Consider the following 16,175-nt stretch of genomic DNA (forward strand, 5'->3'; position numbering starts at 1 on the left):
CTTTCCGACCTGTTCTTCTCACCGACATTGCAGAACGATCCGGAGTTGATCGAGATCGCGCTCGACGCGCCCGATCGAATGCCGGTCCATCATGGCTCCTAGCATTCCCTGCCTGGCGACTTTCCGATCCGGGACGGTTATCGAGCGTCCGTAGGCCGGAGGTATGGCGCCACCAAGCGGATCGCCGAATATCAGATAGGAAGGCCAGGTAACCGCCGGCAAATAGCTGAAAGCGGCCCAGGACAGGACGAGGCGCATCCTTGTCTGGAGAAACGTCAGCGGATCGCCATCCACGCTGTAAGCATCTACGGAAGGCGGCTTTACCCCTTTCGGAATATTGTTACGGTGCAATCCGGCAGAATTGAATATAACAGCCGGGCGGCCGCTATAAAACGCCGCCTCCGTCGCAAGCCCACCGCCGAGAGAATGTCCGGTGAGCACGATGGGAATAGTGGACGGAATCAAATGCAACTTATAACCGATTGAGCTCGCATCACGGTATTGGCTCGTATCGTAACCGAATGCTTGCTCAATATCGGCTTCATCATCTTCGGCATTGGTTGGATCGGTGCCGGCAAACGCTACTACATAATGTGTGATGGAACCCTGCACGGACGAAAACACACGTGCTCGAAAATGATCATCACTGACGTTGAGCAGCGCCGGCGTCAGGTTTAACTTCGCCAAAGCATGAGAATCATGGGTGATATCGATATAACCATAAGGCAATACACGCTTCTTCCCGTAAGCAAGATCGGCCAGCCGGGCAAGCGTCGAGGCCTGGACGAGGGCCTGGCAAGACATCTGCTGACTGGCAACCAACCGTATCTGAAGAGACGGGATTGCGGGCCGCCGCCCGGCAGGCGGGAGACGGACTGGGGAAAAGCCCCCGCGCGGGGCGCCTAGATACTCGGACACTGCTCCCTCCTACCCGTCCAGATCCCTCAAGCCCGTCACATCCGGGAATGCCACCAGCAGCGCAAAAATCCTCCCTCGTCAGCTTGACGCCCCATCCCGGAGCGGACCGGGGATCACCAACTCTACAAGGTTTATGCAAATCGGTCTCCGCTAATCCCTGGGCGATTCAATCCATTCCATGTAACGCCCCTCCTATGCAGCCCTCAAGATCATTGGCAGCGCTGCGTGACTCAAAGCAACTGGCCTCCGGAAAACTGGGACGCTTCACATGGGCGATCGGGGCACCGCTGAGTGAAGCGGTTCGCTTCCATGACACTATCGCCGGCCGCCCGCCAAGGTGACGCTGCGGGACGGGATGTCAAAAAAAGCTCTGGGACCTGACGGCACTATAATCGGGCCGATACGGCGGATCGCCGTGCCCTCCGTCAGAGCACGCCATGCGCGTGAATTAGATATGCTACACTTTGATACGCCGCGCGTCACATCAGCGTGAAGGCATGACGGTTGTGACGCGGCGCCCGGGGGCCGAGCGCGGATAAAGTGGCGCTCCCGGGCGCGCGGTGTCGTGCGTCCGGGCATGGGACGATCGGAGTTGAAAAAACATGTCTCTCTCAGGAAAAGTTGCCCTCGTGACAGGCGCAGGTCAGGGGATCGGGCGTGGTATCGCGCTGCGCCTGGCGCGGGACGGGGCCGATATCGCGATCGTCGATATCAACGGCAGCAACATGGAAAAGGTGGCGGGCGAGGTCGTCGCACTGGGACGGAAGGCCACGATCTTTCGCGCCGATGTGGGCGATCGCGCCCAGGTTTACGCGGCTGTCGACCACGCTGAATCGGCACTGGGCGGCTTCGACGTGATGATCAACAATGCCGGGATCGCGGCAATCGGCCCCATCGCGTCGGTCACGCAGGAAGAAGTGGACCGCCTGGTCCGCATCAACATGGAAGGTGTTTTGTGGGGCATCCAGGCGGCGGCGGCGAAGTTCAAGGCTCGTGGCCAGAAGGGCAAGATCGTCAGCGCGTCGTCCGTGGCCGGCCATGACGGGTTCGCGATGCTGGGCATATATTCGGCGACGAAATTCGCGGTGCGTGGCCTGACTCAGGCGGCCGCGCGGGAATATGCCAGCGACGGGATCACGGTGAATGCCTATTGCCCCGGCATCGTGGGCACGGACATGTGGGTCACGATCGACAGGCGTTTTTCGGAGCTCACCGGCGTGCCGCTGGGTGCCACCTACGCCAAATATGTGGAAGGCATCGCGTTGGGCCGCCCCGAAACTCCCGACGACGTGGCAGCCCTGGTGTCGTTCCTGGCGCAGACCGATTCCGATTACATCACCGGGCAGTCCATCATCACCGACGGTGGCCTCGTCTATCGCTGACATGGCAGCGTCAGCGGCTATTTTACCCTTCCGCTATAGTTGCGCGATCTCAGTCGAGGCACGGGAGCCCATGCCGCCATTTCTCGCCACGGCCTACAGGCAGAGGCGATGGACCTGCGTCGGAAAGATGGAGAGTTTCTGATGCCTTGAGGGGAGATCGGGGAGGATTTCGGGGTCAGTCTGTCGACCTTGACACAGTGGCTGTCTCAGAGACGGTCCGGAAGATGGAGGGCCCGGATCGGTGACCGCCGGGTGAAGATGGGGCGGCGAAGCAGAAGCGGCCTGACGCACCCCTTTCCCCAGCCGGCGGCAACGGCAGGATATGGTGCACCTCGCCCATGTCCGTTCGACCTTCGCCCTGTCGAGCGCTATCTGCGGGAGCCCACGCATGTGCCGGGAACTTCGCTGCGCCTTGCCGTAGGGTCGGCGGACAGCGCGGCCCATGCGAGACAACGGCCCATTTACCCGGCAGAAGCGTCGTTTCAAGCACACGACAGACAGCGAACAGGCTTGGCCGGTTGCTCTCAATCTTCTGGGGCAGGATTCAGCACCATCACGGCGCCAAACCAGAAATGGTCGGCCCCAGATAAGGTTTCGCTCCCGATAGAGAATGACATCTGTTTCCCGTTGTGTCGTTCTGTTGCGTTCTTGGGGGATGGCGGGGCAATCCCGCGCTCTGTCAGTCGATCGATCAACCTGTTTGCGTCATAGGCCCTGTCGGCAAGAAAGGCGTCCGGGTCGATGTTTTCCAGTCACCAAAACAGGCCCGAGGGTCACTCCACGGGATGCCTGCGCGATAGCGATATGGCACGGCTTCCACAAACAGACGGTTATCCGCAGCCGTACCGCCAACATGACCCTCCCTACAGGGCAGAAAATCCTTTACCCGCGCCCACTGGTCATCGCGCAAACCGTAACGTCGCATCCGTCTGTCTTTCCAAAAAGGGGAAACAGGTGGCACAGACAGCTAGAAAGTACACCCCTCATACGCCATAATCAGCGCTTAACTGACGACACGCCGTAACGGGAAGGAAGGACGGTTTGTTCCTCCGGCAATTGACCTATCTCGTGGCAATCGATCGGTTTCGGCATTTTTCGCGGGCGGCGGAACATTGCGGCGTGTCGCAGCCGGCGCTATCGGCGGCGATCCGGCAACTGGAGCATGAGCTGGGCGTGACCATCGTCCGTCGTCGGCAGCGGGTGCTGGGCCTGACGCCAGAGGGCGAGCGCGTGCTGGCCTGGGCGCGGCAGAGCCTGACGGCGCTGGACGGATTGCGCCAGGAGGCTGACTTTGCCCACGAGGTGGCGGGCGGAAGCCTGGCCATCGGCATCATGCCGCCAGCCCAGCAACTGGCGCCGCTGCTGATGGAGAGCCTGCGTGCCGCGATCCCGGCATTGCATCTGGACCTGACGGTCGCGGCGCATGCCGACATTCTGCGCGGGCTGGCCGAGCAGCGTTTCGGCCTGGGCATCGTCTATCTGGACCAGTTGCCGGTCGGCGGTCAGTTCGAGGTCCATGAGCTTTATGCGGAACAGCATGTGCTGGTAGGTGGCCCCGGCATCACCTTGCCGGGACGGACCCGCTGCGCGTGGGGCGACGCGGCGGAACTGCCGCTCTGTCTGCTGGACCGATCGATGCGGAGCCGCCAGATCATCGATCGCTGCTTCGCGGAAGCGGACCGCACCCCCGATGTGCGGTTCGAGACGAACGCGCTGGCGCTGCTGCATGCCGAGCTTGCGGCGGGGCGTCTGGCCTCGATCCTGCCGGTGGCGGCGCTGCCGCCCCGCAGCTGTGGCATGCCGTTGCAGGTCCGGCGTCTGGAGCCCTCGCCGACGCCTGCGGTGGGATTGGTGCGGGTCAGGCAGGCCATGACCAGTGCGTTGATGGCACGCTGCTGGCATGTGGCGTCGGGGCTGGTGCTGACGGATGCGCTGAAAATGTAGGCAAGCCGACCATCTTGATCGAAAGAAACCAGAGGGATTCTCCGCCGTGCGATCATAAGCGTTGCTTATGACCGGATCAGAAGAATGACTTGGACGCCTTCCCGGCGGCCCGCCACTGTCCGCCGCCGGAAACGGAATGTGGCGGACGGTGGAAGCGGGTGTGACCGGGGGACGATGGAACTGGCTGTTCGCGCCCTCGCGGGCCGATCTGGGTTTTGCAGTCCGCACGTCGTGTGCGGCCATCCTGTCGCTGCTGATCGCGATGTGGATGGAACTGGGCAGCCCGCAATGGGCGCCCCTGACCGTCTGGACCGTGGCGACCGCATCGCGTGGCGAGTCCTTTTCCAAGGCGCGCTGGCGTCTGGCGGGGACTGTCGTGGGCTGCGGTGTGGGGGTGGCGCTGATCGCCACCTTTCCGCAGGAAGTGGGCCTGTTCTTTCTCTGCCTCGCCCTCTGGGCGGGAACGTGCTGCGGTCTGGCCACGGTTTTCGACGGATATCGCAGCTACGGCTTTCTGGTTGCCAGCTTCACGGCCGCGATCGTGGCGACGGACGGCATTGCGGCGCCTGACGATGCCTTCTTCATCGCGATGGCGCGAGGGACGTATATCGCGCTGGGAATCCTCTGCGAGACCGTGCTGGCCGTGCTGTTCTCGCCCGGGTTGCGCGAGCGGGCGCGGGCGGCACTGCTGGCGCGGCTGCGCGGCGTATCGGTCGCGGTCGGGCAGAGGCTGGACGATTGGGCGCGGGCGGCGCCGGGACCGGCGGCGGAAAGCGCCCTGCTGGCGGAAATCATGGCGGCGTCGGCCCGTATCGAGTTCGATATGCTGGAAATGGGCCCCGCTGCCGGACGGGTGGCCGACCATGCCCGCGCGGCGGTTGCCGACCTGCTGGCGGCAGTGGCGCGCAGCCGGGCGGGGATGCCGTGGGAGGCCGTGCGGCGGATGCTGAAAGCCGCGGCGTTGCATGTCGCGGCCGTCGAGACGCCACGCCATGGAGATCGTTTTCGTTTCCGCAGCCGCTCGATACGGCAGGCGACGCAGGGGCTGCGGAACGGCGTGCGGGTGGCGGCGGGCGTATTCGGGGCCTCGGTCGTCTGGTATGTGACCGCCTGGCCGTCGGGCATCGGGTTCATCGGGTATGTCGTGCTGGTCTACGGGTTGCTGGCGACGCGCGAGGTGCCGGCGTTGGCCTCGTCCGGCTTTGCCCAAGGGGCGCTGTGGTGCGCGCTGGTCGCGGCCGTCTATGTGCTGCTGATCGTGCCGATGGTGACGGCGCCGGAGATGCTGGCACTGTTCCTGCTGGTGCCGATGGTGGTGGGAGGGCTTGCCGCACGGTCGCCGCGCCTGGCGAACCACGCCTTTTCCTTCAACATGTTTCTGCCCGTCCTGATCGGGCCGTCGAATGGTGGCCGGTATGACGAAAGCGCCTTTCTGAACGGGACGATGGCCTTTCTGGCAGCCGTATTCCTGGCCGGGGCGATGTTCCGGCTGGTACTACCTTTTCGCTCCGACGAGCATCTGCGCCGGACGATCGCCTGGGCCGAGCAGCGCTTGAGCGGATTGGCGGCGGGGCGTGCCATACCGCCGGCACGCGTCTGGCTGATGACGAACGCCGACAGCATGGTGCGTGCCGTGCGCACCGGAAACGGCGTTCCGTGCGCGCAACTGTTCGCCTATTTCGCCGCGCATATGGCCGTAATGGTGCAAGGGTTGTGCGTGATCGAGATTCGAGCGGCCATGGCGGATGGCAGGTTGTCGCGCGTTTTGGGCCGACGGCTGGCAGCGTTCCTGCGGGCATGGGCGCGCGATCCCGTGCGCGGGGCGGCCCTGGTGCCGGCATTGCTGCGCCAGGCCGAAATACAGGCCCCGGCACGGCAGGATCTGGCCATTGCGCTGCGGGCGATCATGCGGCGCGACCAGCCGGAGGTCGATATGCGCGGGATAGACGACGCGTCTTAAAGGCTGTCTCGAAAGTCGCTGTGTCGTGGCGGCGACGCTCCCGGGGCTCTGCCCCGAACCCTGCCAAAGGGCGGTCGCCCTTTGGAAACCCTTTGATTGAATTTATTGAAATTCATGGGGTGAAGGGGGTTTTGCCCCTTTCGGGTGCGGTGTAGACGCCCGCATCGGCGTGAGTCGCGACTTCTGAAACAGACTCTCAGAGTACGATCGAGAAGAATACGGACGGATGAAACGCAGTCGCTTTGCGGAAGAACAGATCATCCTCGACGATTTCTCGCGGTATATCATCGCCTGGAAGCTCTGCACGACCATGGCGGCGTCCGATGTGACGGACACGCTGGAACTGGCCCTGCAAACCGCGGGGCTCGAACAGGTCACAGTCAGGCACAGGCCGCGCCTGCTCTCCGACAACGGCCCCTGCTACGTCGCCGAAGACCTCGCGAAATGGCTGGATCAGCACGCAATGGATCACGTGCGCGGTGCCCCGAACCATCCCCAGACGCAGGGAAAGATCGAGCGCTGGCATCAGACGCTCAAGAACCGCGTGCTTCTTGAGCATTACTACCTACCGGGCGATCTCGAACGGCAGATCGAGGCGTTCGTCGAAAACTATAACCATCGCAGGTATCACGAGAGCCTGAACAATCTCACCCCGGCCGATGTCTGGTTCGGGCGGGGCCAGACCATCCTGCTCGAACGTGAGCGCATCAAACGAAACACAATCCAGAAACGGCGCTTGCTTCATCAGCAGCGTGCCGCCTAAACAGCATAACCAGAGGGGCCAGTTCCTCCGTTATCTCACGTCATCCAAAGTCCCAAATCTTTCGACGACGGACACCATCACGCCTCAAGCCATAAAAAACGGGAACTCTCCTTTTGAGCGGATACAAAAAAGGGGGCACGTCAGGCAGCGCGCGGGATTACCCTGGTCATCGTGAACAACGGCAAAAGAACGACACAACGGAAAACGGACTTCGCTTTTTACAGGAAACGAAACTTCATCGATTGGTTATTAAATAAAATCAAATAGTTCATGACCATCGCAACTCATCACGATAGACTGAAATCAACTTTTCTCGCAGTCGTTCAGTTCGCCTGAATTATCATTTTTCTTACCCGAGAGCGCACATGGCAGTATAAAATACCAAAGCAAAAGCACAAAAAGTAAATATGTGCAAATGTATATAAGTATTATATAGATAACGTATTTCGGATGGTTACGATCGGAAGTTCACCGTAGGTTTGGGCGTAATATCCCGCGAAACGTCCAAAATGAAAGAATCCACATTCCAGGGCGATCTGAGAAACGCCCTTACAGGCTTGCGTCGGATCGAGCATCGCGCGGCGTGCGCGGTCCAAAGCCCGTTGGCGAAGCCATACACGGGGAGAGACGCCTGTTGTCTGCACGAACGCTGACCGCAAGATATGCGGAGGAATATTCAGTTCGTCGGTGAGCAGGGTCACCGACATGATCGCATCGTCATAATCGTCGATAAAGCGTTGGGCCTTGAGGAACAGGCTGTAGGAGAAGGTGCCGCGCAGCGCGGCAAGGCTGGATTTCTGCTGGATGCCGATGAGGATGTCCTTGACGCGATCTAGAAGGGCGTCAGACAACATCTGCTCGATCGGTCCTGGAAAATGTATTTTCGACCGCCATGTGCCTGCGAAGATTGAGGCAAGCCAAGAGGACATCTGTGCGACATGAAAGCATGGTTCGACCGGTGTAATGGCGCCAAATTTCCGGAAGTCAAATTCTGGCAGATCGGCTTGCCGGACGAGCACGTAATAGGCGTGACAGTCTTCCTCGCCACTTACCGTGATTTCCTTGCCGCCGATATGAATGAACGCCTTATCCGACCGAATTTCCCCATTTATAGTTCCGTTTCCATTACGATCCACAGGAAGAACGACGGCGATCATGCCTTGCGGCGGACATGTCGTCTGGCCGATCGAAACATTGGTCGTTTCCTCGATGAGGGTCAGTTTGCCGAGAGTCAAAAACGTGACAGTGCCTTTAAACGTACCTTTCCCCAGCTGTATATAGCGCTGATTCCAAAAAGGGAGACCTGCCTCCTGAAAGGAGGGCGCAGAAAAAACACGAGTGATCAAATTCAGTTCTTGTGACATCTCCATAACCAGAATTCTCTTTTTCGATACCGAAACAGAATATATGATTGTCCAGGATTTCCATACAAAAAAAATTTTTGAAAATGGATATCGGTCCCTTCGGCGTTCTGCAACGCTCCCGAAATGAATGTTGGGGGTGAAGGCCACAATGAGTAGAAAGTCCACGGTCTGGTTCTGGTTGGTCGGCTTGGCTTTGCTTCCCGTCGGAAGCAGGGCTGATGAGGCGGCTTTCGTGCCCGAAGTGGTAACCGTGAAGGAGAGGATGTCACCGGGGACGAATGTCTTTGTCAACCAGATGGATATGGCGACCAGTACGATCTATATCTTTTCGACGAAGGACCTGACCTTAAAGGGAAATGTCAGTGGAGGGTCATGGGGGCTGGCCACCTTATCTCGTGACGGTAATACGGCGTATATGGCATCAGGATTTTTGAGCCGTGTTGCGTATGGTACTGGCGAAGACGTTCTCCAAATCTTTGACGTTCCGACCAATACGGTAAAAAAAGAAATAATTCTTCCTTTTAAATTGACGCAATATACTCCGGATGCCTCGCAGTTGCGCCTAAGTGCGGATGAAAAATTCATCTATATACAGAATGCGACCCCTGCGACATCGGTGACGGTCGTGGACCTTGAAAAAGGCAGCGTTGTAAAAGAAATCCCATCTCCCGGTTGTTATGGTATATATCCAACAGAAAATGGATATAGTTATTCGACGATCTGTAGCGACGGAAGCTTTGTGACGTTCAAACTGAGTCCGGATGGACAGAGTTTTACAAGTCGGAAAAGCAAAAAGATATTCGACGTCGATGAAGATCCGATTTTCCTTGCATCCGATCGCGTGAATTCTGACCTCGTATTTCTTTCCTATAATGGAAATATATATCGTCTGTCCGACGCCTCGGGAATTATCAAACGGGTTGATTTTATACCTGTGGCGAAAGGTATTGCTGGCAACTGGGGTGCATCCGGTTATGGTGTGATCAGTTATGACAGCGCGGCAGGGGTCATGTTCATGACCATGTCCTCCAATCGCCATGAAGGTAGTCATCATCATGGAGCGACCGAGATCTGGGCGTATGACATGAAGAAAAAGAAGATTTTATCCCGCTCTCCTGTAAAAGACATTTCGACGATTGCGGTCGTAAAGGGTGAGCAGACGAACCTCTTCGGTCTCGATATCAAAAAGAACATTATCGTAAAATACGATATCAACCCGAAGACCGGATATTCTCTGAGGAAGTCCGGGCAAAGAACCGACTTCGGTTTCGCCACCATGATTATGGGTGCGCATTGATGTCAATGCTCTCTATATCAATATCTACATTGATCGCCCTTGTGTTCTTGCGCGCCTTTTTGCACAAGATCATGGCGTTTCAGAGCTTCACTGGTTACGTTGAAGATTACAGGCTGATGCCTTTGCGGCTTGTGCAGGCCGTCTCTGTGTCCATCGTGGTTGCGGAACTGCTGGTCGTCATCAGCCAGAGCCTAGCTGCCGGGCGGATATTCGGTCTTTTGTTGGCAGCGGTTCTGTTGTTTTTTTACTCCTGCGGAATTTCCGTCAATATAAAGCGCGGGAGGTCACGTATTGAGTGCGGATGCGGAGGTGGTGCTCAGGCGTTGTCATGGTCGCTTGTCATGCGCAACAGTATTTTGATCGGATTGATAGCAATTGCGATAACCCAACAGAATCTGTCTTTGAGTATTCTGGGTAATACCGTGGGCGTTGTCGGCGGGATCTCCCTATGGACTCTCTTTCTGCTCGGCGATCAGATTATTGCCAATTCATCCATGATGGTGCGCGTCAACTAGCTTCTATCTGCGGGAGTCTGCCATGAAACTCATTGTCTTCGCCCTTGCGGTTCTTACCTTCGTGGTGCTGGCGCTTGCGATCGGCCTATGGGTCCTGGCACGTCAAATTGGGATTCTTTTTGAAAGAATTTCTCCCATGGGCGCGCTGGTCAACGATTCCGGTCCCGAGGTAGGGCAAAGCACGCCCGAATTCAATCTTCCCAGCCTGACGGGGGGACGCGCCGTCATAGGGCCGAAATCCATCCGGTCCACACTGGTATTCTTCCTGTCTCCGACTTGCCCGATATGTAAGAAACTCCTGCCCATATTGGATTCCGTTCGCAAGGCCGAAGGTGGCTGGCTGGATGTCATCCTGGCCAGTGACGGAGAGGACGCCCAGCATGAACGGTTCATCGAAAATGCCAGGCTTTCCAGCTATCCGTACGTCGTGTCGGCTGAACTTGGCCTCGCCTATCGTGTGGCACGCTTGCCCTACGCGGTGCTTTTCGACGAACACGGCGTCATCCGCGCTAAGGGACTCATCAACACTCGGGAACAGCTCGACAGTCTGTTCAATGCCTTCGAGATGAAGGTTGGTTCGATCCAGACGTATCTCGATCACCGAATGGCGGTGCAGTCCTGACGCCAACCTTTTCCAAATTACAGATCGACTCGTATCGTTTGTGCAAGATATTGGAAACGTCCAGATGAATAATTTGCTCGACAGTTTGCTTTCATGGGTCGACACGCGGGCGGAAGTCCGCACGCGGCGTCTGGCCGGGCGGGCCGGAAGACGTAGTTTTCTTCACAAGGCAGGAGGAATTTTTCTCGGCGGGGCGGTTTTGCCCATGCTGCCTTACGATAATTCCAATGGGATTGCCCATGCGAGCGATCTCGGCGATCCCAACGCAATTCCCGATAATTGCGATTATTGGCGTTATTGTTCCCTCCATGGATCGCTTTGCAGCAAGTGCGGGGGCAGCGTGACGCAGTGTCCTCCAGGAACGACGCCTTCGAAGGTCGCATGGGTCGGCACATGCAGGAATCCCAAAGATAACAAGAATTATCTTGTGTCCTACAATGATTGTTGCGGGAAGGCGGGTGCCTGCGGGGATGACTGCACGCGGCAGGAGCGGGATCGCCCTGGATATCGCATGGGACTTGCAAGTGAGTCGAGCTGGTGTATCGCGAATGGCGGCAGCGGCGTCCACTGCACCGTAGCCGTTGTGGTGGGGCTGGCGGAATGAAATATTTAACCGGAGTTCTCTTTCTGGCATTTACGTTTCTTGCCTCATCCGCGTATTGTGACGAGACTGGCAGGGATCTCTTTTTGAATAACTGCTCCGCCTGCCATCAGGCCAATGGAGATGGTCAGGCGGGTCTTGCGCCGCCATTGACGAACAAAAGGCTTTGGCGGGGGCTTGGTGATGACAGAACAAAATATATCGCAAGCGTTGCTCTGAGCGGTCTTGTCGGAAAGATCGTATCGGAGGGGGAAACATATTCGGACCTTGCCATGCCGTCGCAAAAGCGTTTGACCGACAGGGAGTTGGCTCTTGTCGCCAACTACATATTTAACGATCTGAACGGCGTCGCTTCACAGGTCACGGCAGATGATTTTGCGCGCACGCGCGCTGCGCTACCGTCTCATGCGAAAATTATGACGATGCGGGAAACGGCGTTAAAATGATTCGGGCGGCAATCGGGGCGGGGCTGCTGTTTTTGGCGTCTTCGAGCGCGGCAGTGGCAATTCCGGCTCGAAATCAATATTTGCTTAAATGTTCCGGATGCCATTTGGCCGATGGCGAAGGGATGCCGTCACAGGGCATACCCAATTTTATCGGTCAGGTAGGAATGTTCGCCGGTATCCCTGAGGGGCGCGTTTATATCATGCACGTTCCGGGGGTTATCGGATCCAGTCTGAGTGATCGGGAAATATCGACCGTATTGAATTACATCATGAAGAATTTCGCAGGCCAGTCCTTTCAGGCGGGTTCAAAGTTGTTTACGGCTGATGAGGTGGCCAGACTTCGCGCGGAAAATATAGGAAATGTCGTCGAATATCGCAGGAAGGTCGCGAATATTCTCGCATCCCGCGGCTTGACGGCGCCTGCGTATCCGTGGCCGTGACCGTGGTCGCGGAAAGTCACTGATAACGGCGATTAGTATCGTTTCTTCGTTTGTCCTTACTCATTGCTTGAGTTGGCGAGGAGGGCACTAAAGCACATTATTGAAAAGGAATGTTTCGATTATGAACCCATTGGCATTTCGTGCGGATCGCGTTCAGCATGCTTTGTTTCTGAAAACGAGTGACACGTTTGTGATCTGCGGCAGAGGTGATCGCGTCGATCCCTATGCACGAAAGCATTGCAATTCTGCTTCGCGTGGTCGAGTGATTCTGCCCTTACTATCTCTGCTCATGGCGTCTGGATGTATTTCGGCTTATGCTGCGGATACGGTCAGCAAGAAGAATCACGCACGGCCCGCTCATGGTGGCGCCGCCGGAAAGAAAATCACGCCAGCCCGTGATGAAGTGATCGGAGTCCAGGTTGCCCGTTTTCGTCCGCATGGGGCGGAAACAAGCGTCACGCGTCATGTCATGGATCGCTTTGTGGCTGGTACGAGCCCGATGCGCATCCTGTCCGCAACCACGCCGGGAGTCACATTCGCGTCCGACGATGCATTCGGTCTCGATACGCTGGCCAACACGCTTTATGTCCGTGGGTTCAATCAGAGCCAGATCGGGGCTACGCTTGATGGCATACCCATGGGGGATCAAGGGTTCCTTCAGTATAACGGGCTCAACATCGATCAGGCTGAGATCCAGGAGAATATTTCCGGAATGGAGCTGTCTCAGGGCGGGGGCGCTCTGACGGTACCGTCGACGCAGAATCTCGGCGGAGCCTTGCAGTTTTATTCCTCCGATCCGACGGACAAGTTTGGCGGAAAAGTATCTCAGCTCTTCGGCAGCAATAATTCCGTTAGAACATTCGTGCGCATTGATTCCGGGGCGCTCAATTCAACCGGTACCAAGCTGTTTGTCTCGATGGCGCGAACGAATAATGACAAATGGAAGGGATACGGAAACCAGTTCGAGCAGCAGGTCAATTCCAAGCTGGTTCAGCCCATTGCGTCACTGGGTAAAATTACGGCGCTGTTCAACTGGTCCCAGTTTCGACAATTCAATTATCTTGGCATGAGCATGAATATGTTCAGGAAACTGGGCCCGAACCTTGATTATTTGTATCCCGACTATAGCGCTGCATATAATGCGGCATTGGGAAATTACCCCAAAGCGTACGACGTTCTGGGTAATGAGTCCGACCTGCAGAATGCGACGTATCTGGATGGGGCGCAGAGCCAGCAAAACTATCTTATGGCCGTGATTGCCGACTTTCAGCTGACACCGCGTCTCGATGAGAAGACGATTATCTACGCGCATCTGTCCGATAGCGATATCGAAGCGACGGAGGATTTTCCGTCGCCAAATGGTGCGCCGCTGGTACAGGCGGACGGGCCTACGAGTCTGCGGCGTCTAGGCTTTGTCGAATCCCTCGATTACCATATTGCCGGAAATACGATCCAGACGGGTGTCTGGTACGAGAATAATGCCTATTCGTATCCGACCTATTTTTACCAGCAGCCTCTGCTGGGGGAGGGGCCGCCGCGCAATCCGCTCGGGCCGTTCAGGAATCCGTTTACAGAAGAACTGAATGATCAATTCAATACCAATACCTTTCAGTATTATCTTCAGGATACCTACGCAATCCGGCATGATCTGCGCGTCAGCGCCGGTTTCAAGTCGTTTATTCAGACGACGCATGGCGGGGCCAAGAGCAACAATTCCTTCTTCACAGGAGAGACGGAACTTCCGAGCGGCACGTTGACGGCCTCGAGCGCGTTTCTGCCTCATTTTTCCATCAATTATAAGCCCGATTCCCATAACGAGATTTACGTTGATATTTCTGAGAACATGCGTGCCTACAGCTATAGTCCCTGGTTCGTCGCAAACGGAGGGGCGTGGGCGGTTCAGAACCAGCAGCAGTTTGTGAATAACAAGAATTCGATCAAGCCTGAACGCGTATGGGATTATGTTCTTGGATATAGATATACGTCGAAGCATTTTGATATGACGGCAGATATTTATCATGCTGATTACTATGACAGGTTGCTCAACACGACGGCCGGCCTGATTGTCCAGCCGATCAGCACGATTGTGAATGCCGGCCGGGAATCGATATACGGCGCGGATGTGTCAGCGACCATACGACCGTTCGACGGGCTGGAGATATTCAACTCGGTCAGCTACAATGATTCGGAATACAAACAAGGCATCATGTATGAAAGTGCCTATGTCCAGCTGAACGGAAAGAAGCAGGTCGCTTATCCGAGCTGGATATACAAAACGAATGCTTCGTATTCATATCGAAAGTTTCGCGCGACATTCAACGCGACTTATACGGACCGACGTCCGCTTTCCTATGTCAACGACGTTTTTGTGCCGGCTTATTGGCTTGCGGGCGTATCGGCGGGTTACGAGTTCGGGCGTATCGGCGTATTGCGGCACCTGCGGGCGGATCTCGGCGTAACCAATCTGTTCGGCAGCAAATATATCGGCGGAATGGGTTTTTCCGGATTCCCCGTGACGGGCGATTATCCCACCCTGTTCGCCGGTGCGCCGCGACAGTTTTTCGGCACGCTGTCCGCGAAATTCCGATGATTTGCTTTCGGCATCGTCATTGCGGTCGACGGTTCGAATGTCGCCAAGTCAAAGCCTGACACCCGTCAATATCGGGAACATGTTCCGGCGGACGGTCGTCATGTGTCGGCACGCATGGGGCAACTGGTTTTGCAAGCTTTCCCGGGAGAGGGCCAGATAATGAGATATCGCCCTTTATGTCGCGCAGTGATCCTCGCCGCATGCGTGGCGCAGCCGTTGAGTGCGTATACATCCAGCGTGGCGATCGCATCGACCCCGCCGCAGCAGGTACTTGTGCAGACCGTGCGCGCCGCGCCGTTCACCAGGACGACAGATCTGCCCGGAAGAACCGAGGCCGTGGAGATCGCGCAGGTTAGACCACAGGTGAACGGGGTCATTAAGCAGCGATTGTTCAAGGAAGGGTCCGACGTGACGGTCGGTCAGCAGCTTTATCTGATCGATCCCGCACCCTATCGGGCGGCTTACGATGCGGCCGCCGCGCAGGTTCTGCACGCTCAGGCGGCGAAAGCCTCGGCTCAGGCGAGACTGGATCGATACGGCCCACTGGTGCGTATTCACGCGGTCAGCCGGCAGGATTATGACGACGCCCTGGCGGTGGCGCGTGAGGCCGATGCCGATATCGCCCAGGCGAAAGCCAATGTCGAGCGCGCAATGGTTAATCTCAATTATACCCGCGTGCGTGCGCCTATTTCCGGTCGGGTCGGTCGTTCCCTCATGACTGTCGGCGCATTGGCGGCGATCGGGCAGAATTCCAACTTGGCCGTCGTCACGCGACTTGACCCGATTTATGTGGACGTCAATCTTCCTGCGACCCGGCTGCTGCAATTGCGCCGGGAACTTTCCCAGGGACGTTTGCAGCGCATCAGCGACGATGCCGCCACGGTCACGCTGACGCTGGAGGATGGCAGCCGGTATGAGCAGGCCGGACGTCTGGAGTTTTCCGAAGTCAATGTGGATGAGGCGAGCGGAACCGTCGTGGTTCGCGCGATCATGCCGAATCCCGCACATATGCTGCTTCCGGGCATGTATGTCCATGCCAGGCTCGAAGAGGGTGTCGACCCCGCCGCGCTACGAATACCGCAGGATGCGGTTTTCCGTAACTCGCATGGCGATCCGATGGTCATGGTTGTGGGTGACGGCAACGTCGTCGGCGCACGGATGATTGCGACCGGTCCGGCCGTCGGGGGCGACTGGATCGTGACATCGGGCCTGAAGGACGGTGAACGGATCGTGGTGAGCGGCTGGCAGAAGGTCCGGGCGGGAGACACCGTAGACCCCGTTACGGCGCGCCAGTCCGTGTCCCCCGGCAAAGCCGATTAACGGCGGAAGAGAA

13 protein-coding genes and 2 pseudogenes are annotated in these 16,175 nt (G+C 57.3%); 12 read left to right on the forward strand and 3 right to left on the reverse strand.

Annotation, left to right across the window (positions count from 1 at the left end; all coding sequences use genetic code 11):
* Window positions 1-18: 18 nt before the first annotated feature.
* Entirely contained in the window at window positions 19-822 is an 804-nt protein-coding gene (locus EDC31_RS10910; RefSeq protein WP_132127048.1) for an alpha/beta hydrolase family protein, read from the reverse strand.
* Window positions 823-1,520: 698 nt separating this feature from the next.
* Here EDC31_RS10910 and EDC31_RS10915 point away from each other — a divergent pair.
* Complete coding sequence (locus EDC31_RS10915; protein ID WP_042060429.1) at window positions 1,521-2,300, forward strand: acetoin reductase; 780 nt, start codon at window positions 1,521-1,523, stop codon at window positions 2,298-2,300.
* Window positions 2,301-3,033: 733 nt separating this feature from the next.
* Here the strand turns inward: EDC31_RS10915 and EDC31_RS10920 are convergent.
* A pseudogene (locus EDC31_RS10920) lies at window positions 3,034-3,225 on the reverse strand (transposase); the annotation flags it as partial.
* A 116-nt stretch (window positions 3,226-3,341) separates the two neighbouring features.
* On the opposite strand from EDC31_RS10920, the gene EDC31_RS10925 reads away from it, so the two are divergent.
* From EDC31_RS10925 to EDC31_RS10935, 3 genes and pseudogenes are all read left to right on the forward strand, one after another.
* On the forward strand, window positions 3,342-4,244 hold the full coding sequence (locus tag EDC31_RS10925) for a LysR family transcriptional regulator (RefSeq protein WP_042060432.1): 903 nt from the start codon (window positions 3,342-3,344) through the stop codon (window positions 4,242-4,244).
* A gap of 136 nt (window positions 4,245-4,380) precedes the next feature.
* Window positions 4,381-6,204, forward strand: a complete 1,824-nt coding sequence (locus tag EDC31_RS10930) for an FUSC family protein (RefSeq protein ID WP_042060433.1) — start codon at window positions 4,381-4,383, stop codon at window positions 6,202-6,204.
* A 259-nt stretch (window positions 6,205-6,463) separates the two neighbouring features.
* Window positions 6,464-6,967: pseudogene (locus EDC31_RS10935) on the forward strand (transposase); the annotation flags it as partial.
* A 428-nt stretch (window positions 6,968-7,395) separates the two neighbouring features.
* Here EDC31_RS10935 and EDC31_RS10940 read toward each other — a convergent pair.
* Window positions 7,396-8,337, reverse strand: coding sequence for a helix-turn-helix domain-containing protein (locus EDC31_RS10940; RefSeq protein ID WP_081797485.1), 942 nt, complete (start codon window positions 8,335-8,337; stop codon window positions 7,396-7,398).
* A 142-nt stretch (window positions 8,338-8,479) separates the two neighbouring features.
* Between EDC31_RS10940 and EDC31_RS10945 the strand changes: the two genes are divergently transcribed.
* The 8 genes from EDC31_RS10945 to EDC31_RS10980 all read left to right on the forward strand — a co-directional run bounded on the left by EDC31_RS10945 (window position 8,480) and on the right by EDC31_RS10980 (window position 16,162).
* Complete coding sequence (locus tag EDC31_RS10945; RefSeq protein ID WP_158310312.1) at window positions 8,480-9,628, forward strand: amine dehydrogenase large subunit; 1,149 nt, start codon at window positions 8,480-8,482, stop codon at window positions 9,626-9,628.
* A complete protein-coding gene (locus EDC31_RS10950) occupies window positions 9,628-10,143 on the forward strand; it encodes a MauE/DoxX family redox-associated membrane protein (protein ID WP_042057260.1) in 516 nt (171 codons plus the stop codon). Before EDC31_RS10945 ends, EDC31_RS10950 begins: the two co-directional genes overlap by 1 nt.
* 22 nt (window positions 10,144-10,165) lie before the next feature.
* The gene (mauD, locus tag EDC31_RS10955; protein ID WP_042057258.1) at window positions 10,166-10,765 is read left to right on the forward strand and encodes a methylamine dehydrogenase accessory protein MauD; all 600 of its coding nucleotides are present in this window, start codon (window positions 10,166-10,168) and stop codon (window positions 10,763-10,765) included.
* A gap of 64 nt (window positions 10,766-10,829) precedes the next feature.
* Entirely contained in the window at window positions 10,830-11,369 is a 540-nt protein-coding gene (locus tag EDC31_RS10960; RefSeq protein WP_081797483.1) for a methylamine dehydrogenase light chain, read from the forward strand.
* Window positions 11,366-11,812, forward strand: coding sequence for a c-type cytochrome (locus EDC31_RS10965; protein WP_081797482.1), 447 nt, complete (start codon window positions 11,366-11,368; stop codon window positions 11,810-11,812). The genes EDC31_RS10960 and EDC31_RS10965 overlap by 4 nt, the downstream gene beginning before the upstream one ends.
* Window positions 11,809-12,252 carry a c-type cytochrome gene (locus EDC31_RS10970; RefSeq protein WP_132127049.1) on the forward strand — a complete coding sequence of 148 codons (444 nt, stop codon included), beginning with the start codon at window positions 11,809-11,811 and terminating at the stop codon, window positions 12,250-12,252. Before EDC31_RS10965 ends, EDC31_RS10970 begins: the two co-directional genes overlap by 4 nt.
* A gap of 121 nt (window positions 12,253-12,373) precedes the next feature.
* Entirely contained in the window at window positions 12,374-14,842 is a 2,469-nt protein-coding gene (locus EDC31_RS10975; protein WP_239641588.1) for a TonB-dependent receptor domain-containing protein, read from the forward strand.
* Between the two features lie 159 nt (window positions 14,843-15,001).
* Window positions 15,002-16,162 carry an efflux RND transporter periplasmic adaptor subunit gene (locus EDC31_RS10980; RefSeq protein ID WP_052511754.1) on the forward strand — a complete coding sequence of 387 codons (1,161 nt, stop codon included), beginning with the start codon at window positions 15,002-15,004 and terminating at the stop codon, window positions 16,160-16,162.
* The last annotated feature ends 13 nt before the right edge of the window (window positions 16,163-16,175 follow it).

Origin of the sequence: Acidomonas methanolica (assembly GCF_004346035.1) — a bacterium.
In the GTDB taxonomy this organism is placed as follows: Bacteria; Pseudomonadota; Alphaproteobacteria; order Acetobacterales; family Acetobacteraceae; genus Acidomonas; species Acidomonas methanolica.